17 protein-coding genes are annotated in these 19,381 nt (G+C 63.4%); 11 read left to right on the forward strand and 6 right to left on the reverse strand.

The window, feature by feature from the left end:
- Positions 1 to 41 precede the first annotated feature (41 nt).
- A complete protein-coding gene (locus FAZ95_RS29045; RefSeq protein ID WP_137335897.1) occupies positions 42 to 1,535 on the reverse strand; it encodes a sensor histidine kinase in 1,494 nt (497 codons plus the stop codon).
- The gene (locus tag FAZ95_RS29050; protein ID WP_137335898.1) at positions 1,532 to 2,278 is read right to left on the reverse strand and encodes a response regulator transcription factor; all 747 of its coding nucleotides are present in this window, start codon (positions 2,276 to 2,278) and stop codon (positions 1,532 to 1,534) included. The genes FAZ95_RS29045 and FAZ95_RS29050 overlap by 4 nt, the downstream gene beginning before the upstream one ends.
- A 200-nt stretch (positions 2,279 to 2,478) precedes the next feature.
- Here FAZ95_RS29050 and msrB point away from each other — a divergent pair, with 200 nt between their 5' ends.
- The 3 genes from msrB (at position 2,479) to msrA (ending at position 5,717) form a co-directional block, all read left to right on the forward strand.
- Positions 2,479 to 2,991 carry a peptide-methionine (R)-S-oxide reductase MsrB gene (gene msrB, locus FAZ95_RS29055; protein WP_137335899.1) on the forward strand — a complete coding sequence of 171 codons (513 nt, stop codon included), beginning with the start codon at positions 2,479 to 2,481 and terminating at the stop codon, positions 2,989 to 2,991.
- Between the two features lie 81 nt (positions 2,992 to 3,072).
- Positions 3,073 to 4,932, forward strand: a complete 1,860-nt coding sequence (locus tag FAZ95_RS29060; protein ID WP_137335900.1) for a cytochrome c biogenesis protein DipZ — start codon at positions 3,073 to 3,075, stop codon at positions 4,930 to 4,932.
- 47 nt (positions 4,933 to 4,979) lie between these two features.
- Entirely contained in the window at positions 4,980 to 5,717 is a 738-nt protein-coding gene (gene msrA, locus FAZ95_RS29065) for a peptide-methionine (S)-S-oxide reductase MsrA (protein ID WP_137335901.1), read from the forward strand.
- A gap of 28 nt (positions 5,718 to 5,745) precedes the next feature.
- On the opposite strand, the gene FAZ95_RS29070 is transcribed toward msrA, so the two are convergent.
- Complete coding sequence (locus FAZ95_RS29070; RefSeq protein ID WP_217497483.1) at positions 5,746 to 8,262, reverse strand: PAS domain-containing sensor histidine kinase; 2,517 nt, start codon at positions 8,260 to 8,262, stop codon at positions 5,746 to 5,748.
- Between the two features lie 248 nt (positions 8,263 to 8,510).
- Here FAZ95_RS29070 and FAZ95_RS29075 point away from each other — a divergent pair, with 248 nt between their 5' ends.
- Both FAZ95_RS29075 and FAZ95_RS29080 read left to right on the forward strand, forming a co-directional pair.
- Positions 8,511 to 9,149 (forward strand): response regulator transcription factor, encoded by a 639-nt coding sequence (locus FAZ95_RS29075; protein ID WP_137335903.1) that lies wholly within the window; start codon positions 8,511 to 8,513, stop codon positions 9,147 to 9,149.
- A 77-nt stretch (positions 9,150 to 9,226) separates the two neighbouring features.
- A complete protein-coding gene (locus FAZ95_RS29080; protein ID WP_254700329.1) occupies positions 9,227 to 9,565 on the forward strand; it encodes a response regulator in 339 nt (112 codons plus the stop codon).
- 6 nt (positions 9,566 to 9,571) lie between these two features.
- Here FAZ95_RS29080 and FAZ95_RS29085 read toward each other — a convergent pair whose 3' ends face one another.
- Positions 9,572 to 10,114 carry an ureidoglycolate lyase gene (locus FAZ95_RS29085; RefSeq protein ID WP_137335905.1) on the reverse strand — a complete coding sequence of 181 codons (543 nt, stop codon included), beginning with the start codon at positions 10,112 to 10,114 and terminating at the stop codon, positions 9,572 to 9,574.
- 31 nt (positions 10,115 to 10,145) lie between these two features.
- Positions 10,146 to 11,087, reverse strand: coding sequence for a LysR family transcriptional regulator (locus tag FAZ95_RS29090; RefSeq protein WP_137335906.1), 942 nt, complete (start codon positions 11,085 to 11,087; stop codon positions 10,146 to 10,148).
- A 193-nt stretch (positions 11,088 to 11,280) separates the two neighbouring features.
- Between FAZ95_RS29090 and FAZ95_RS29095 the strand changes: the two genes are divergently transcribed.
- The 3 genes from FAZ95_RS29095 (at position 11,281) to FAZ95_RS29105 (ending at position 14,625) form a co-directional block, all read left to right on the forward strand.
- Positions 11,281 to 11,973 (forward strand): DUF2848 domain-containing protein, encoded by a 693-nt coding sequence (locus FAZ95_RS29095; RefSeq protein ID WP_137335907.1) that lies wholly within the window; start codon positions 11,281 to 11,283, stop codon positions 11,971 to 11,973.
- Between the two features lie 5 nt (positions 11,974 to 11,978).
- On the forward strand, positions 11,979 to 13,340 hold the full coding sequence (locus FAZ95_RS29100) for an amidase (protein WP_137335908.1): 1,362 nt from the start codon (positions 11,979 to 11,981) through the stop codon (positions 13,338 to 13,340).
- A gap of 157 nt (positions 13,341 to 13,497) precedes the next feature.
- Positions 13,498 to 14,625 (forward strand): branched-chain amino acid ABC transporter substrate-binding protein, encoded by a 1,128-nt coding sequence (locus FAZ95_RS29105; RefSeq protein ID WP_437437794.1) that lies wholly within the window; start codon positions 13,498 to 13,500, stop codon positions 14,623 to 14,625.
- A 41-nt stretch (positions 14,626 to 14,666) separates the two neighbouring features.
- Here the strand turns inward: FAZ95_RS29105 and FAZ95_RS29110 are convergent, their stop codons facing one another.
- Positions 14,667 to 16,373 carry a thiamine pyrophosphate-dependent enzyme gene (locus FAZ95_RS29110; protein ID WP_254700330.1) on the reverse strand — a complete coding sequence of 569 codons (1,707 nt, stop codon included), beginning with the start codon at positions 16,371 to 16,373 and terminating at the stop codon, positions 14,667 to 14,669.
- A 247-nt stretch (positions 16,374 to 16,620) separates the two neighbouring features.
- Here FAZ95_RS29110 and FAZ95_RS29115 point away from each other — a divergent pair, with 247 nt between their 5' ends.
- From FAZ95_RS29115 to FAZ95_RS29125, 3 genes are all read left to right on the forward strand, one after another.
- Positions 16,621 to 17,520, forward strand: coding sequence for a LysR family transcriptional regulator (locus tag FAZ95_RS29115; RefSeq protein ID WP_137335911.1), 900 nt, complete (start codon positions 16,621 to 16,623; stop codon positions 17,518 to 17,520).
- 133 nt (positions 17,521 to 17,653) lie between these two features.
- Positions 17,654 to 18,328 carry a histidine phosphatase family protein gene (locus FAZ95_RS29120; RefSeq protein WP_137335912.1) on the forward strand — a complete coding sequence of 225 codons (675 nt, stop codon included), beginning with the start codon at positions 17,654 to 17,656 and terminating at the stop codon, positions 18,326 to 18,328.
- Positions 18,329 to 18,358: 30 nt separating this feature from the next.
- Entirely contained in the window at positions 18,359 to 19,375 is a 1,017-nt protein-coding gene (locus FAZ95_RS29125) for a phosphotransferase (RefSeq protein WP_137335913.1), read from the forward strand.
- Positions 19,376 to 19,381 lie beyond the last annotated feature (6 nt).

A 19,381-nucleotide genomic window follows, 5' to 3' on the forward strand; every position in this document is an offset into this window, starting at 1 on the left:
GGACCACGCGGGTATGTGGATGACCTGTCATCACGTATCAGTCAGAGCGGGATGCCGGAGGCAATCGGCTTCTCGATTGCCGGCAGATCGAAGCAGAACGTCGTGCCGGGGCCAGCACCCTCGACCAGCCGTATCTGGCTGTGATGCAATTGCAGCATGCGCTGCACGATCAGCAGGCCGAGTCCGCCGCCGCGATGCGTGCCACCCGAAATGAACGGGCGCTCGAACAGGCCTTCGCGCTGCTCCGCTGGAATGCCGGGACCGGTGTCGCTGACCTCGACCGATACCTTGCCGTCCTTGTGTGTGAGATCGACGTTGATCTGGCCGTCGCCGGGGGTGTGTCGAATCGCATTGTCGAGCAGGTTTGTGAGCACGCGCTCGATCATCCCCAGATCGGCGCAGACGTTCGGCAGGCGAGGGGGAATGCCTGCCCGCAGCCGGATGCGTCGTGCCTCGGCCGGCAACTCGAATTTCTGAAAAACGTCCTGCACGAGATCGACCAGCGAGAATTGCTCGAGCGCGGGTTGCACGTTGCCGTGTTCGAGCCGTGCCAGCTCGAATAGCGCCTGCGCAAGTCGCCCGACCTTGACGCTTTGCGCCAGTGCGATCGCCAGATAGCGTTTGCGTTCCGTTTCGCTGAGCGTGTCGGCTTTGAGCGAGAGCGTCTCGAGGTAGCCATGCAAAGAGGTGAGCGGCGTGCGCAGATCGTGCGAAATATTGGCGATCAACTCGCGCCGCTGCTGGTCCTGTCTTGTCAGCGCACGCCACTGGTCGCCGATGCGCTTCGCCATCTGTGCGAACGTGGCTTCGAGCACGGCGATTTCGTCGCGCTGTCCGGGCGGCGCCGAGCGCGGCACGGACGGCTGGGTGTCGGGCTCGCCGTCGGCGTCGAAGCGGCGCATGGCTTCGGTCAAGCGGCGCAGAGGCCGCGTGATCAGGCCAAATGCCATCAATCCCGCGAGCAGGCCGAGCAGCGCGACCAGTGCCATCGACCACAGCGTGGTGCGCAAAACGGAGCTGGCGGCCACGCGTGCGGCGAGCGCGTCGTGCGCCTCGCCGAGCAGGACCACATAGATATAGCCCGATGGCTGCTGGCCGTTCAATTGCAGCTGGGCGGCACTGAACACCTTTTTCCCGTCGAGGCTGCGCGGGTCGTCGCCGAGGATCGGCAACGCATCGCCGGCGATGAATTGCCGGATCGGCGCGAGATCCACCTGCGTGCGCTTGACGTGGCCCGCGGGGGCGTCGTCGCCCTTGATGCGCCCTTGATTGTCGAGCAGGTACACCTCGACGCTCGGATTCACCATCATCAACTGGCCGAACAGTTGGCGCACCGCGTCGGGCCGCAGGCCGTTTGCATCCATCAGGGTGGTGCCGTGCGCGATATGGTCGGCGAGGCCTCGCGACAGGCTTTGCACGACTTCCTTTTCGTGCAGGTCGCTCGAACGGATCTGCAGCCACGCCGACGCACCGCAGCACGCCAGCAGCAGCGCGGAGAAAACGAGCGAGAGCCGCTGGGTCAGCGTCAGCTTCACGGCGCCTCCTGAGGGGTACCCGCGCGTGCCGGCGAGTCGCCCGGCGCGGCCAACTTGTAGCCGCGCCCCCAGACCGTCAGGATGCGCTCGGGCTCGGCCGGGTCGGCCTCGATTTTCGTGCGCAGCCGGTTGATATGGGTGTTCACGGTGTGTTCGTAGCCCTCGTGCTGATAGCCCCACACGGCGTTGAGCAGGTCCATTCGCGAGAACACCTTGCCGGGATGCTGCGCGAAGTAATAGAGCAGGTCGAATTCGCGCGGCGTCAGTTCGATGGGCTTGCCGTCGACGCTCGCCTCGCGCGTCAGCGGATCGATCGTCAGGCCGGCGATGCGCAGACTGCCCGCGTCGATTCGCGAGTCTTTCGCCATGGCTTCGACGCGTCGCAGCAGCGCCTTGACGCGAGCCACCAGTTCGAGGACCGAGAACGGCTTGGCAAGGTAGTCGTCAGCGCCGAGTTCGAGGCCGAGTATCCGGTGCACTTCGCTCGAACGCGCGCTGGTGATGATGATCGGCGTATAGCGCGTCATCGCGCGGGCGCGCCGGCAGATTTCCAGGCCATCGACGCCGGGCAGCATCAGATCGAGGATCAGCGCGTCCCAGCCGCCTTGCTCGAGCAGGCGCAGCCCCTCGTTGCCATCGGCGCTGTGCACGACTTCGTAGCGCTCGTCGCGCAGATGCAGACTCAGCACGTTGGCGATGTCGACGTCGTCTTCGACGATCAGGATGCGCTTGGGGTGGTCCATGGAGGGCTTCAGACGCGAGTGAGAACGAGGTTCAAAGCGTTGAAAACAATGGGCGCGAGCAAAAGCCGCCCATTGCGCCATTGTGCAAAATTTCCGGCCGGCGAGTTATCACAATTAATTTAACTTTTCGTGAGGACTTCGACATCCCCGGCGCTCTAGGATGGGGCCACTTTCCGCAGATTCGCGTCAAGGAGCTCATCATGCAAAGCAGAAGGCGCTTCCTGTTTTCAGGCGGGGCAGCCGTGGCGGCGCTGGCGGCAGCCGGCCGTTGGCGCCCGCTGGCGGCCGCACCGGCGGAGGCCGGCAAGCCGGCCGGCAGTTTCGAAGTCGTGCATACGGACGCGCAATGGCGCCAGTTGCTGACACCGTCACAGTATGCGGTGCTGCGTCAGGAAGGCACGGAGCGACCGTATAGCAGCCCGCTGAACGACGAGCATCGCGCGGGCATGTTCAGTTGCGCCGGTTGCCGGCTCGATCTGTTTGCGTCGCGCACGAAGTTCGACAGCCACACCGGCTGGCCGAGTTTCTGGGCGCCGCTCGAGCATGCCGTGGCGACGCGCGAAGACAGTTCATTCGGCATGTCGCGCACCGAGGTCCACTGCCGGCGCTGTGGCGGCCATCTCGGTCACGTGTTCGACGACGGTCCGCGACCGACGGGGCTGCGCTATTGCATGAACGGCGTGGCGATGATCTTCACGCCCGCCGCCGCCTGAGCGCGCGTCCTGAACGAGTGCCCTCAACCCGCCGTTCTTTCAACGACAACCCAACGGCCGGCACCCACGCCCGGAACCGACATGCTACTGATCGTTCTCGCCTATCTCGGCGGCGCCCTCACGATTCTCAGTCCGTGCATCCTGCCGGTGCTGCCGTTTGTCTTTGCGCGCGCCGATCAGCCGTTCGTGCGCAGCGGGCTGCCGTTGCTCGCGGGCATGTCGCTGACGTTCGCCCTCGTCGCGACGTTGGCTGCGGTGGGCGGCGGCTGGGTCACCCAGGCTAACCAATATGGCCGCTGGCTCGCGATTGCGTTGCTCGCCGTGTTCGGACTGACGCTGTTGCTGCCGCGCTTCGCGGACCATCTGATGCGGCCGCTGGTGAGCGCCGGCAATCGCCTGTCGAACTTCGCCCAGGGCGGCGGTCAGCAGGCTCGCGCAGGTTCGTCGTTTCGTTCATCGTTTCGATCGTCGTTTCTATTAGGCATCGCGACCGGCTTGCTGTGGGCGCCGTGCGCCGGTCCGATTCTCGGCCTGGTCCTGACCGGTGCGGCGCTGCGGGGCGCGAGCGCCGGCACGACGCTGCTGCTGCTGGCCTACGCGGCCGGCGCGGCGACGTCGCTCGCGCTGGCGCTGCTGATTGGCGGGCGGCTGTTCACGGCGATGAAGCGCTCTCTCGGCGCAGGCGAATGGATCCGCCGCGGAATCGGTGCGGCGATGCTGTGCGGCGTGGCGGCAATTGCGCTTGGCTTCGACACGGGCGTGCTGGCGCGTGTATCGACCGTTGCCACCGGCGGCATCGAACAGAAACTGGTGGATAAGCTCTCACCCGGTGCGACGCCGGCCAACGCAGCCGGCCATGATGCCGTGATGGCCGCCAACCCCGCCGCGGCTACAAGCGCCTCAGTCGACTCGGGCGCGATGATGCGCGCTGCCGCGCAGGTCGCCCCGGCAGACGCGGCCCCGTTGCCCGTCGAAGGCGTGTTGCCGCCGCTGAACGGCGCCGTCCAATGGCTGAATTCACCGCCGCTCACGGCGCAGGACCTGCGCGGCAAGGTCGTTCTGATCGACTTCTGGACGTACTCGTGCATCAATTGCCTGCGTTCGCTGCCCTACGTCAAAGCATGGGCGCAGAAATACAAGGAGCAGGGCCTCGTCGTGATCGGCGTGCACGCGCCGGAATTCGCCTTCGAGCGCAATATCGACAACGTGAAGAAGGCCACCCGCGATCTCGGCGTCGACTATCCCGTCGCCATCGACAACAACTACGCGATCTGGCGCGCGCTGAACAACGAGTACTGGCCGGCGCACTATTTCGTCGATGCGCAGGGGCGGATTCGCCATCACCATTTTGGCGAAGGCGACTATGCGGAATCGGAACAGGTGATTCAGCAGTTATTGGCCGAAGCGGGCCATCCGAGCGCGTCGAAGGTCGCGCTCGGCATCACCGGTACGAGCGCGCAAGGCGTGGAGGCAGCGGCCGACAACGCCGATATCCGCTCGCCGGAAACCTATATCGGCTACGAGCGCGCGGAGAACTTCGCGTCGCCCGGCCGTGAGGCTGAGGACAAAGTGCACACCTATTCGGCGCCAACACAGCCCGCCGTCAACGACTGGGGGCTGGCAGGCGCATGGAACGTGGGCGCCGAACACGCCACGCTCGCGGCCGCCTCCGGGCGCATCGTCTATCGCTTTCATGCACGCGATCTGCACCTCGTGCTGGGTCCGGGCAAGGACGGCAAGCCGGTCCGCTTTCGCGTGAGCGTGGATGGCGCGGCGCCCGGCGCCGCTCACGGGTCGGACGTCGCCGCCGACGGCAGCGGCACCGTGACCGAACAGCGTCTTTACCAACTTGTTCGACAAACGGGCGATGTCGCGGATCACACGTTCTCGATCGAGTTTCTGGATCCCGGCGTGCAAGCGTATGCATTCACGTTCGGCTAATCCAGGCCGGGCGGCGTAGATCAACCACTTTTTGCAGGACTGACATCATGCACACGACCTCCACACCCAAGGCTCCCCGGAGCAAGCATTCGGGCTTTGCCAGACTCGCCGCTTGCGCCGCCATTGCGGCGAGCGTCTTCGCCGCGCAGCGCATTGCGAATTCTGCTGAAGCCGCGACTAAGATTCCACCGCCTGCCCAGGACGAAAAAGTCGTCGCGACGCATAGCGAAACGGCCGTGTTCGCAGGCGGCTGCTTCTGGGGTGTCCAGGGCGTATTCGAACACGTGCGGGGTGTGAAGCAGGTCGCCGCGGGCTACACGGGCGGTGCGGCCAACACGGCGCAATACGAAACCGTCAGCGATGGCAAGACGGGACACGCGGAGTCGGTGCAGATCACTTACGACCCGACTCAGATCACCTACGGACGGTTGCTGCAGATTTTCTTCTCGGTGGCGCACGACCCCACCGAGTTGGACTACCAGGGCCCCGATCACGGTACGCAATATCGCTCGGCGATTTTCCCAGCCAATCCCGAGCAGCGCAGTATCGCCCTGTCCTACATCGCGCAACTGGAAAAGGCGCATGTGTTCGAGGGGCCGATCGTCACGCGCGTGGAGGACTTCAAGGGGTTCTATCCGGCGGAAGCCTACCACCAGAATTTTCTCGTCAACCATCCCGACTACCCGTACATCGTGATCAACGATTTGCCGAAGGTGAGCGAACTGAAGCACATGTTTCCCGACCTGTATCGCAACGACCCGGTGCTGCTGAAAGTGAGCAACTAGTTTTATTACCTGTGCAGAACCGGGCGGCCTAGCCTGCCTCTACCGCTTGCTGAGGAAGAGAATAAGGCCCAACCGGAAGAACGACGCGAAAAGTCGCCCCGAAACCGGCATTATTGGACGCGCTAATCCGGCCCTCATGGGCTTCGACGATCGAGCGGGATACCGCGAGACCGATGCCCATTCCTTTCGTTTTGGTTGTGACGAACGGATCGAAGATGCTGTCGGTTTCGCGGATGCCGGAGCCGTTGTCGACGACTTCAAGCACGACGGACTGCTCGTCCTGCGCGCTTGCCGCGATCCGGATTGTCGGCGGACGGCCGGTGTTCTCCGTGGCCTCGATGCCATTGGAGATGAGGTTGATCAGCACCTGCTGGATCTGTATCTGATCGACGAACACGGGTGGCAGGTCATCGGGAAAGTCGAAGTCGATTTCCGCGCTGCGCTTGGTCTCGTCTTCCCGCAGCAGACGCACGGCTTCGAGCACCATGTCCTTGACGTTCCGTTCGCGCTTCTGAAACGTCTGCCGCTTGAATAGCGCACGGATGCTTTGCATCGTTTCGTCGGCGGAGCGCGCATCGCGAATCAGGCTGTCGACGGATGCTTTCGCCTCGGGCAAGTTCGGCGGAGACGCTCCGAGCCAACGCCTGCAAGCCTGGGCATTGGCGATGACGGAGGTCAGCGGCTGATTGAGCTCGTGAGCGATGGAGGCGGACAGCTCCGCAACGGTGGCGATCCGGGTGGCACGGGCAAGTTTCGCCTGAGTCTGTCTAAGCCGGTCTTCGGCGCGCTTCGGCTCATCGATATCGAGGCTGAGCCCATACCACTGGACGATGTTGCCGTTCGCATCTCGCATCGGCTCGCCCGTCTGCTGATGCCAACGATAGGTGCCATCCTTTCGACGCAGCCGGGTGACGTGGCTGTACGGCTCGCCGCTCTCGATCGCATGCGTGAAGGCCCGAATCATGTCGTCCCAATCGTCTGGATGAATGGACTTTTGATAGCCGAGGTCCACGAGATCCGATACTTCGACGCCGGTGTAGTCGCGCGTTCTTCGATTGACGTAGGTAGGCTGCCCTTGCGGGTCGGTGCACCAGATCATGCCGGGAATGGTCTCGGTAATTTCACGAAGCTGATGCTCTCTTGCTGTCAAGGCTTCCTGAGCCTTGATGGCCTCGTCGATTTCAATGCCGATGAGGTACCAGTTGATGACGTCTCCGTTGTCGTCGAGCAGGGGTTCGGCCAGCAGGTGCTGCCAACGGTAGACCCCGTCGTGCTGCTGCATTCGCACGGTGACATCGACCGGTTTGCGCGCCGCGATGTGCGCCTTCCATTGGCTGCGCGCAAAGTCTGCATCGTCCGGGTGGATGAACGCCATCCAGCGCTCGCCGATGATGTCATCAATGGGTTTGCCCAACGCGGCGACGCCGACCTTGTTGACATACACGAGCTCGCCGTCTGGATTGCCGACACAGACACACGCCGGAACACAGTCGACGATGCGCCGATAGGCTTCTTCCTTCGTTCGCAGGCGGGACTCCGCGGACTTGCGGTCATGGATGTCCCAGCCCACGCCGACCCACCGCAGTAGCTGTCCGCCCTCGTCGCTGACGGCTTTGACGTGGTACAGAAACCAGCGATACGCGTCATCCGTGCTCCGCATCCGGATTTCGAGTTCCCCGGGGTCTCCTCCGGCTTTGAGCACGTTCCAGTGCGCGTCATAGGCGGCAACGTCGTCCGGATGAATCGCGGCGAAATAGGCTTCGCACGGCGGTGCGTCCGCGTTGCCGATGTAGTCGCGCAGGCTGGAATTCAGATATTCGATGGAGCCATCCGGCAGCGCTGCCCACATGTGGCCCGGGCAGAGTTCGTTCATGGTTTCGAGCGTCTGGTTTCGCCGGCGAAGCTGCTCTTCCTGGCGCTTTTGCTTGTTGATGTTCCAGTGCATGCCGTAGACGCGGATCGGCCGGTTGTGCCGGTCCCGCTGCGTATGAAGCACGGCGGCGAACCATTCGTACGATCCGGCAGCGGACAGGTAACGGCATTGGTATTCCTGTGCTTCCCCGGTCTCCTGGGCCCGGGCGAAGGCGGCGACGGGAATCCCGACGTCGTCCGGATGGGTGAGGGTGAACAAGCGACGAAGTTCGTCGAACGTTCGTCCGCTGTAGTCGAGGATCGATTGACTGACGTACTCGAGTTGGCCGTCACCGGTTCTCGACCAGATAAAGCGGCTCAACTGGTCGATCGGCAGATCGAAGGGATGGTCCTTCAGCCTGACCGTCGAGCCCGGCTGGAGCGGGCGACGCGACACGATTTCGGCGCAAATCCATACGGCGACAATGGCGATGGCAGAGTGGACGATCGAACTCGCGCTCAGAGCAAGGGAATGTGCGCTGAGCGTCGCACCGACGATGCCGAGGGAAGCGAAGCCTGCCGCCAGGCGTCCAAAGCTGCGGCCGAGGAACAGCGTGAAGAGAACGACGATGACCGGGCTGAGATAGCCCGCTACGGGGTCGAGCCATCCTGCCGTCGCGGATGCGCCGGCCACAGCGGCGCAGAGGGCGGGAGCCCGAGATGAACGTGATAATTCCATGTCAAGCAAGTCACCCTCGCGTTCGTCAGGTCAAGCAAGATAGCGGCCTCTTCCTCGCGGCACGCTCAAGCGCCGAGCTTACGTCGATCTGTCCGATTGCGGAATTACATATTCATGTAATTAGGAACGCGGTCGCCGTGCTTTTAGCGGGTAGGTCGAATCGCTATAATTTTTGCTTCGGCGCGCAGTGAAAGAGAGGTTCCATGCAATCCGCAGACGAAGCGGTCTACGTAGTGGACGACGATGCGCGAGTGCGCGAAGCACTCTCGGCGCTGCTGCGCGCCAACGGAAAAAGCGTGCGCGCGTTCAGTTCGGGCAAGGCGTTCTTGGACGCGCCGCTTGGCGATGCGGTAGCGTGCGCCATTCTCGATATGAGGATGCCGGGCATGAGCGGCCTGGAGGTTCAGAAGCTGGTCGCGTGCGACTCGCACATCCCCGTTATTTTCGTCACGGGACGCGGCGACATCCCATCGACCGTGCTGGCGATGAAGGGCGGCGCTGTCGACTTCCTCACCAAGCCGATCGACGAGGATGTGCTGATGCGCGCCGTCGACGCCGCGCTTGCCAAGGCGTGTGTGCTTCGGCGAGAAGCGGCGGATGCGGCGGCGCTCGAGGCGCGCTATCAAACGTTGACGCCTCGCGAGCAGGAGCTCCTGCCGCTGCTCGCGCAGGGTCTGCTCAACAAGCAGGCCGCGGGGATTCTTGGCATTACCGAATATACCGTCCAGGTGCATCGCGGGCACATCATGAAGAAGATGCAGGCGGATTCCTTTGCGACGCTCGTCAAGCAGGCGGGCAAACTGCGGCTCGAGACGCCACCTGCCGCGGCGTCCGAAGCCTGAAAGCCGTCGCCGCTGCGTCCCCATTCGTATCGAGCCAGAGGTCGAACATGCACAAGCCTCCGGTTCGAATCGTTGCCGTGATCGATGACGACCGGCGCGTGTTGATGTCCCTTGCCAATCTGCTGGCGTCCGGCGGTTACCTGACACGGCTCTACGAAAATGCGGAAGCGTTCTTTTCGGCGGATCACTCGGGCTTGGTCTGCATCATCACCGACCTGGGCATGCGTCCGATAGACGGGCTTCAGGTGCTGCAACGAAGCACCGAATCGCCGGCGCCGGTGCCCGTCATCATCATTACGGGCAGGCCGAGCGAGCATTCGGACGACTACTTTCTTCAGCGAGGCGCCGTTGGTTTTTTTCGGAAGCCGCTTGACGGCGATGCGTTGCTGGAACGTCTCAATGACGTGACTCCATGATGTGAGTCAGCGATTCCCGGCGTCGAGCGTGCGCGTCTCGATCGTCTTGATCGCGCTCTCACAAGCCGGCGCGCCCGTCTTCAGATGCACCACCAGGTCATAGGTCGTCGAAGGGCGGGTCAGCATCAAGCAAGTGGCATCCCTGTCCATCACACGGGTTGCATGCCAGATGTTCGGCCGCATGCAAAGACCTTTGCCGACTGGAATCTCGAACGCGCGCAGCGAATTCAAGTCCGGCTCGCCATCTTCCAGTGAGGCCGCGACGAGGTGGATGACGGGCGCCGTCAAGGGGACGATGGCCTGCTGCGTCAATCGATGCATCTCCAGCGACGTGATGGTTCTGTCGCGATTCCGGTAGGCGACCCAGAGAATTTCCGTTTCGCCCGGCGTGCCGGTGTCGAACACATGCTCGCGCCAGAAATCCGACGCGGGACTGACGAACGATGGCGTGTCGCCGTCGGTGCGGACGGGCTTGCCGAGCATCCAGCCATAAGGTTCGCAGCGTGTCGCATCAAGAGGTTCGATCGGAATGGAAGGTGCGGTCGGCATGTCGGGATAGGTGTGTGGATGACGGGATCGATCAGACGCGCGAGTCGGCAGCGGTCGGCGGGAACAGTGCGAACTCGGGCCCATGCTTCAGGCTGAAGTCGAGCACGACATTGAGCGCGAGCCGGGCGATGGATTCGGCAAGCAGGCTGTCGGGCGTGCGCGGAAACGCGGCGACGAGCGGCAGCGCGGGCACTCGATGCGTCACTTGCAGCAGCTGCAATTGACCGGCTTCGAGTTCGCGCATGACGAACGCGGGAGGCAGCACGGCGATGCCGAATCCGTCGACGACGAGCCGGATGATCGCCGCCACCGACGACAAGCAATTGATTTGCACCTGCACGTCGCCGCTGGCGGCGAACAGCGCCGTCAGGAACTCGTGCGGCGGCGAATGACGCGCAAAGCTGATTACGGGGTAAGCGGCCAGCTCGGTCTCCGTCAGCGCCTGCGCGGACAGATTGAGCGCCGGGCTTGCCATCCAGCGCATGGGAAGACTGCCGAGGGCGACGCTTGTCATGTCCGATCCGGCGATGCTCGTCGTTTGAAACGAGACGTCGATGTGGCCGTTCACCAGTTGCGTCGACAGATTGGCGGTGGTGTCGCTCGTCAACTCGATCACGAGATTCGGATATTCCTCCCTGATGCGCTTGAGGAGATCCGGCAGCCACGTATGAACGATCGATTCGATCGCGCCTAGCCGCAGCAATCCCGACACCTTCGAGCGGTCGCCGACGGCCGAGAGCATCGCCTGATTCAGCTTGAGCATCTGCTCGGCAAACGGCAACGCCTTGGTGCCGTCCTGGGTGAGCGTCGCTTCCTTGGGGCCGCGCTCGAAGAGCCGCACGCCGAGCTCCTGTTCGAGCGCCGAAATGCGGCTGGAAATCGCGGCTTGTGTCGCGTGCAGCCGCTCGGCCGTCAGACGAAAGCTGCGCAGCCGCGCCAGCCAGACGAACGTTTCCAGAAATCGCAGATTCATTCAGGGCCCTGACGAGGCTTGCGGGAATGGCCCAGTGTAGCGCCGAGGCCGGCGCCATGTGACAAGAAAATTTTCATCCGCGCGACAACTTTAATTTGTTGGACAGGCGAGCGGCGCGCGCCAACACTTCGCAACGAATGCGGGTGCCGGCGGTCCGGCTGTGAAACGAAAAGACGTTGGAAAGGACGTTGCGATGAAGAAAGTGACATGCGAAGTCGAAGGCGGCGTATCGAGGGAAGCGATGGAAGTGACGGCGAACCGGCTCGTGATCGCGGGCTGGGCCGGTCGCGATAGCGCCGAGGTCGAGCATCATATCCGCGAGCTGGAAGCGATTGGTGTGCGCCGGCCGTCGACGGTGCCGTGCTTCTACGAGGTCGCGCCTTCGTTGCTGACGACGTCGGAGCGCATCGAGGTGATCGGCGAGCATTCGTCGGGTGAGGTCGAAGTCGTGCTCGTGCAATCGGAAGCGGAGGGCTTGCTGGTCGGCATCGGCTCCGATCACACGGACCGCAAGGTCGAAGGCTACGACGTGGCGGTGTCGAAGCAGATGTGCGCGAAGCCCATCGGGCGGACGCTCTGGCGTTTTGCCGAAGTGGCGGTGCATTGGGATGCGCTGATCGCGCGCAGCTGGCGTGTCGATTCGAATGGCGCGCGCACGCTCTATCAAGAAGGCACGCTCGCGCGGCTGATGCATCCGGACGCGTTGATTCGCCGCGCGTTTGGCGCGACGTCGATGTTGGCGGACACGGTGCTCTTTTGCGGCACCCAACCCGTGCTCGGTGCGTTGACGTTCGCGCGTGGCTATGAACTCGAGCTGCACGATCCCGTGCTCGGGCGCAGCCTTCGCCATCGCTATTCGGTCGATGCGCTCGCGCATACGGAGTGACCGCGATGCACACGATCCGTCAATCAGGTGAGGCGCTTGCAACCCGGACCGTATCGGCGGGGGCGTTGCTCGACGCGAGCCTCGCCGCCATCGATGCCGATCTTGCGCGAGGGGGATCGACCTATACGCAGGTCGACCGGTCGGCGGCGCGCGAGGCGGCCGCGAGCAGCGACGCCTTCCGCGATCGCGGTTATGTGCCGTCCGCGCTGGCAGGCGTGCCGGTTTCCGTGAAAGATCTGTTCGACGTCAAAGGCCAGGTGACGAGAGCGGGATCGCGCATCTTGCGCGATGCCGCGCCCGCTGTTCGCGATGCGGCTGCCGTCGCGCGGCTGCGTGAGGCGGGGGCCGTGTTCGCCGGCCGCACGAACATGAGCGAGTTCGCGTTCTCGGGCCTGGGGGTGAATCCGCATTTCGGAACACCGCTGAATCCTGTCGACCCGACTCGTCTGGCGGGCGGTTCGAGCTCGGGAGCGGCGACGTCCGTCGCGCTCGGGCACGCGGCCGCCGCGCTCGGCACCGACACCGGAGGTTCGGTCCGCATTCCCGCCGCATTCTGCGGGCTGGTCGGCTTCAAGCCGACCGCGCGGCGCGTGCCGCTCGACGGCATCGTGCCGCTGTCGGCGTCTTTCGATTCGATCGGGCCCATCGCGCGTAGCGTCGACTGTTGCGTGCTCGTCGATGCCATCGTCTCGGGGCAGTCGCTCGATACGGCGCCGCGCGCGTTGGCGGGACTGCGGTTCGGCATCACGTCGGACTATGTCTCTGACGACCTCGACGGCACCGTGAGCACGGCGTTCAATCGCACGATCGACAGGCTGAGGCGCGCGGGCGCGTCGGTCGAGCGCTTCGCCTTCCCGGAGCTGCATGAGGTGGCCGGCCGTCATCCGCTCGCCGGCATCACAGCCGCGCAGGCGTGGGCCTGGCATCGCGAGCACGTCGCGCGCGACGCCGATGCCTACGACCCGCGCGTGCTCAAGCGGCTGCGAGTGGGGGAAGGGCGCAGCGCCGCCGACTACATCGATCTGCTCGCCGCGCGCGAGCGCTTCGTGCGCGACGCGCGAGCCAGGCTCGCAAGGTTCGACGCATGGCTGATGCCGACGGTTGCGATCGTGCCGCCTGCACTCGCCGACGTCGAACACGACGAGGCTTTCTTTGCCACGAACGCGAAAGTGCTGCGCAATCCCAGTGTCGTGAACTTCATGGATGGTTGCGCGCTGACGCTGCCTTGCCATCACGAAGACGAACTGCCGGTCGGTTTGTCGATCTGCGGGCCGGCGCTCGCCGACGCCTCGATTCTCGCGATCGCGCGCAGCGTCGAAGCGTTGTTGCGGACCGGCGCGCCGGTCGTCCCAGTCGTGCCGGCATAACGTTTGTTTATCGGCAGCGAAAGAAATTTGTCGTTGGACGCGCAATTACGGCGCACGAATACTGGTTTTCAGGCGCAGCGCTTGTCGACAGCGCGTCCTTTCACCCTACATTTCCGAAGTGAGGCAGACCGTGAACCCAACTTTCCGCTCTTTTCGCTTGATCGCCGGCGTCGTTGCGTTGGCCGCCATTCAGACGTCGGCGCACGCCGCCGACGGCACGCCGGCCGTCGTGCTAATCGGCCACGCCGCGCCGCTCACGGGCCAACTCGCCAACATGGGCAAGGACAGCGAGAATGCGGCGCGTCTCGCCATCGACGAAATCAACAGCCGGCACCCGGTGATCGGCGGCAAGCCGGTGCGTCTGCAACTGGACTCGCAGGACGATGCCGCCGATCCGCGCACGGGAACCCAGGTGGCGCAGAAGCTGGTCGATGAAGGTGTGGTCGCCGTGGTCGGCGATATCAACTCTGGCGTATCGATTCCGGCCTCGCGCATCTATAGCGAAGCGCAGGTGGTGCAGATCTCGCAGGGCTCGACGAACCCCGCATTCACGCAGCAGGGCTACAAGACGACGTTTCGCGTCGTCGCGACGGACGCCTTGCAGGGGCCGGCGCTCGCGCGCTACGCGCTCGACGCGCTGCACGCGAAACGGATTGCCGTGATCGACGATTCGACGGCCTACGGGCAAGGGCTGGCCGACGAGTTCGTGAAGGCCGCGACGGCGCACGGAGCCACCATCGTCACGCGCGAAGCGACCAACGACAAGGCCACCGACTTCCGCGCGATTCTGACGAAGATCAAGGGGCTGCGGCCTGACGTCATCATGTACGGCGGTTCGGACGCGACGGCCGGGCCGCTCGTGAAGCAAGCCGCGAACCTCGGCATAACGGCAAGCGTGCTCGGCGGCGACGGCGCATGCACGGACAAGATGGTGAGCCTTGCCGGCGACGCGATCGGCAACGTCGTGTGCTCCGAAGCCGGCCTTGCGCTCTCGAAGATGCCGAAAGGGCAGGAGTTCGAGCGACGCTATACGACGCGCTACAACGTGCCGATCGATGCGTATGCCCCCTTCGCCTACGACGCCGTCTACGTAATCTACGATGCAATGAAGCGTGCCGATTCGACTGATCGCGCCAAGATCCTGGCCGCGATGCCCGCCACGCAGTACGACGGCGTGATCGGCAAAATCGCGTTCGATCCGCACGGCGATCTGAAAGACGCGGCCATCACGATCTACCAGTTCAAGGACAAGAAGAAGACCGTGATGGACGTCATCAAAATGTAGAGCGCAGCGTGACGCCGCCGCACTTTACGTGCACTTAGGGCTCAAAGAAAATTTTCACGCACCATTTCCAGCACATCGGCCCCGCGGCCGCTCAGCACCGCGCGAACGGAGTACAGCGCCATGCCGATCACGGGCTTCGCTTCGAAGAACGGCGGCTTGACCAGTTCGAGCGGATTGGTGAGGACGTCGAGCAGCGCGGGGCCGGGTTGGGCCAGCCACTCCTGGATGGCCGCCGGCAGCTCGGACGCGTGTTGTACGCGTTTCCCCCAGAGGCCAATGGCGGCGGCCACCTTGCCGAAGTCCGGATTCTTGAGCTTGGTGAACGTGTCGAGCATGCCCTCGGACTTCTGCTCGATTTCCACAAAGCCGAGCTTGCCGTTGTTGAACACGACGATCTTGATCGGCACCTCTTCCTGGATCGCGGTGAGCAGCTCGCCGAAGAGCATCGTAATGCCGCCGTCGCCGCACATGGCGATGACCTGGCGGCCGGGCGCCGCCTTTTGGATGCCTAGCGCGCTCGGGAGGGCGGTCGCCATGGTGCCGTGCAGAAGGCTGCCGAAGATCTCGCGTTTTCCGTTGGCCTGGAGCAAGCGGAGCGCCCACACGATCGGCGAGCCGTCGTCTGCGCAAAAGAGCGCGTCATCGGCGGCGTATTCGTCGATCAGCGACGTCAGATACGAGCCGGGAATGCTGTCGTTGTGTCCGGGCACGAGCTGCTTTTTTGTCGACGCCATCGTGTCGGTGTAGCGCTGAACGTATTTCTCCTGAAACGAGGCGTCCTCCTTGCGTTCGAGGAGCGGCAGCAACGCCTCCAGAGTGGGTTGAATGTCGCCGACCGCGCCTAGCGTGATGTGATGGCGCCGGCCCAAATGCGTGGGGTCGAGATCGATCTGAACGATCTTGGCCGAGTCGGGGTAGAACTGACGCCACGCAAAGTCGGCGCCGAGCAAGAGCAGGGTGTCGCATTCGAGCAGCGCGTTATAGCCGGCCTCGTTCCCGAGGATGCCCGTCATGCCGATGTTGTAGGGATTGCCCGGCTCGAGAAAACATTTGGCGCGAGACGTGTGGGCGATCGGCGCCTTGAGGCGGTCGGCGACCGCCACGATTTCGTCGAGCGCGCCCTCGCAGCCGGACCCCGCATAGATCGCGATTTTCTTGCCGGCGTTGAGGGTCCGCGCGATCTCGTCGATCTCCGCGTCGCTCGGGCGGACAGTCGGGCGGCTATGGTGAACGCGATACGGAAAATCGTCGGACACTTCGCCGTGGGAGATGTCGACCGGCACGATCAGCACGGCGACGCCTCGCTTGGCCAAGGCGGCCTGGCACGCCATCACGGTCTTCTTCCTGGCTTGATCGGCCGTCAGGATCATGTCGCAGAACACGGAACATTCTTTGAACACTGACTTGAAGTCCACCTCCTGAATGAACTCGAAACCCATCTCGCTCATCGTCACCTGACTCGCGATCAAGACGACAGGGGCGCGATTGCGGTTCGCCTCATACAAGCCGTTGATGAAGTGCAGGCTGCCCGGGCCGCAACTGCCCGCGCACGCCGTCAGGTTGTGGGTGAAGTTCGCCTCCGCGCCCGCGGCGAAGGCGCCGGCCTCCTCATGGCGCACATGGACCCACTCGATGGAACTGCGCTCCAGGTTCTCGGCAAAGAGATTGAGCGTATCGCCTACGATGCCGTAGCAGCGCTTGACGCCCGCTTGCTCGAGAACCTCGACGATGATCTCTGCGACTTTCATACCCATATCTATCTCCGGCTTGAATGAGGATCGAGTGGGGAAAGGCATGCGGGGCGACGCAGGCCGTGAAAATCGCTCCCCTGAAGCGTTGACGATAAGGCGATCTCAAGGTCGCGCCCACCGTCCTAGCGGGTGCGCTGGATACATACCTTGGTATAGGTTCGCTTTCGATTGCGTTACGGTTGGGCCGGAGCGTCCGGCGGCTTATCATTTGCCCCGGCGCCAGCACTCTTTGTGGGAACGTGACATGCCTCTGTCAAAGGTCGATCTGAATCTGTTCGTTGTCTTCGAAGCGGTCTATAGAACGCGAAACCTGACACGCGCGGCCGAGATGCTGTTCATCACTCAGCCAGCTGTCAGCAACGCGCTGGCGCGGATGCGCAAAGCGTTCGACGATCCGCTCTTTGTCAGCACATCGAGCGGCATGATCCCGACTCCGGTTTCGGAGAACATCATCGGCCGGGTGCGCGAGGCGCTGCAGTTGCTCGATTCGAGCACGCACGTGGGAGGACTTTTCGACCCCGCCACCTCCGAGCGCACGTTTCGGCTCAGCATGACCGACCTCACGGAAGCGCTCCTGCTGCCGGCCTTGCAGGAGGTGCTGCAGCGGCTCGCGCCCGGCATGCGCATCGAAAGCTACTTCACGACGCGTCGAGAGGTGCCCGAAGCGCTGGCCAGCGGCGCGGTCAATCTGGCGATCGACGCGCCATTGATCGATGACCCCTACCTCGAACAAGAGCCGCTGGGCCGCGACCGCTACGCCTGCATGCTGCGCCACGGCCATCCGTACACCAAGAAAAAGCTGACGATCGACGACTACCTCGGGTTCGGTCATGTCCATGTTTCGAGCCGCCCGCAAGGAACGGGTCTCGTCGACGCCGAACTGAACAAGATGGGCCTGAGGCGATCGATTCAGACACGGGTTCAACACTATCTGGTCGCCCCGTTGATCGCGATGCGAACCGATCTCGTCCTCACGGCTCCCCTGGTGCTGCTGCAGCGGTATGACGCGCGTATCCTCGAACTGCCGTTCGATCTCCCGGATCTCGAGACGCATTGCTACTGGCATCGAAGCGTGACGGGAGACCCGGCTCATCGTTGGCTGCGCGAGCAGATTGGGCGTCTCATGCGGGAAAAGAACCGGTAGCCGGGCCGGATGAAGCAGGCGTGGAGCCTGTGCACTCGGTGTCACGAATAGTTATGGCCCGCTATCACAACAATAAATTTCCTGAATGACGCGGCGCTAGGTAATCTGCTATCCAAGTTGAAGCGAGGATGGCATGGCAGAACTCTATCTCGTACGGCATGGCCAGGCGTCGTTCGGCGCCGAAAACTATGACGAGCTCTCACCTTCCGGGCGTACCCAATCGCATTGGCTGGGCGAGTACTTTGCGCAGGCGAAGTTGCGATTCGATCGCGTGGTCATTGGAACGATGCGGCGGCATCGGCAGACCGCCGACGCCATTCTCGACGCCATGGAGGGGCCGCAAGCGGAGATCGCGCCAGACGCGGGCTTGAACGAGTACGACTTCCAGGCGTTGTTCGCGGCGCTCGGTGAAGCGGACTTGGCACCGGGTATGACGGCCGCAAGCTCAAAGAAGGACTTCTACAAAGGGCTCAAGCACGTGCTTCAGCTTTGGGCCGACGACCGATTGCCGGGCTGCGTTCCGGAGACATGGCGGCAGTTCCAGGCGCGCGTCGAGCGTGCGCGCAGCGACATCCAGCGCAGCGGCGGCAGGTGTGTTCTCGTGGTGAGTTCCGGTGGCCCGATCGCGGTCACGGCGCAACAGGTTCTGCAGGCGCCCGATGCCGCCGCGATTGCACTGAACATGCAGATTCGGAACAGCAGCGTTTGCCAGTATGTCTTTAACGAAAGCGCGATGTCGCTCGTCAGCCTCAATGGCGTGCCACATCTCGAACGCGCCGACCGGCATGAATTCGTCACTTACGGCTGACCTCATTCAGACAAGGACTTCCGCTAGATCATGAACGCCAGCCTTCAATTCGACATCGAAGCACTCACGCGTTATCTGACCGCGCACGTGCCCGGGTTTCGAGGCCCGATGTCCGTCGAGAAATTTGCCGGCGGACAATCCAACCCGACGTTTCTCTTGAATGCGCAAAGCGGCCGCTACGTGCTGAGGCGTCAACCTCCCGGCACGCTGCTCAAGTCCGCGCATGCCGTCGATCGCGAGTTTCGCGTGCTGTCGGCACTGAGCCGTACACCTGTGCCTGTCGCCCGTGCCTATCACCTGTGCGAAGACCGCGACGTCATCGGCAGCCTGTTTTACGTCATGAGCTACGAAGACGGGCGCATCTTCTGGAATCCGGCTCTGCCCGAAGTGCCTGTCGAGAAGCGTGGTGACATCTTTGACGCCCTGCTCGGCACGATGGCGGCGCTCCACGACGTCGATATCGACGAAGCCGGCTTGTCGGACTACGGCCGGCCCGGCAACTATTTCGAGCGTCAAATCGACGTCTGGACCAAGCAATATCGCGCCGCGCAGACGGATGATCTGGAGGCCATGGAGTCGCTGATCGAGTGGCTGCCTGTCCACTGCCCGGAGGAGACAGGAAAGCCGTCGCTCGTGCATGGCGACTTCCGTATCGATAACCTCATCTTCATGCACGATGCGCCGCGAGTTCGCGCGGTGCTCGATTGGGAGCTGTCCACGCTCGGCAATCCGCTCGCTGACATCGCGTACTTCTGCATGTGTTTGCGACTGCCGCCCGGGGGACATATCGCCGGGCTCGGTGGATTGGACCGAAGGGCGTTGGGGGTGCCGGACGAGGCGGCGATCGTCGAGCGCTACTGCGAGCTGCGGGGCATGTCGTCGATCGAGAACTGGAATTTTTACCTGGCGTTCGGTTTCTTCCGGCTCGCCGCGATCGCGCAGGGGGTAAAGAAACGCGCTTTGAGCGGTAACGCATCGAATGAAAAGGCGAGACAGGTGGGGGAGATGGCTGGAGCGCTGGCAAAGATGGGTGTGGACCTGATCTGAAGACAG

It is taken from the genome of Trinickia violacea (genome assembly GCF_005280735.1).
Classification (GTDB): Bacteria; Pseudomonadota; Gammaproteobacteria; order Burkholderiales; family Burkholderiaceae; genus Trinickia_A; species Trinickia_A violacea.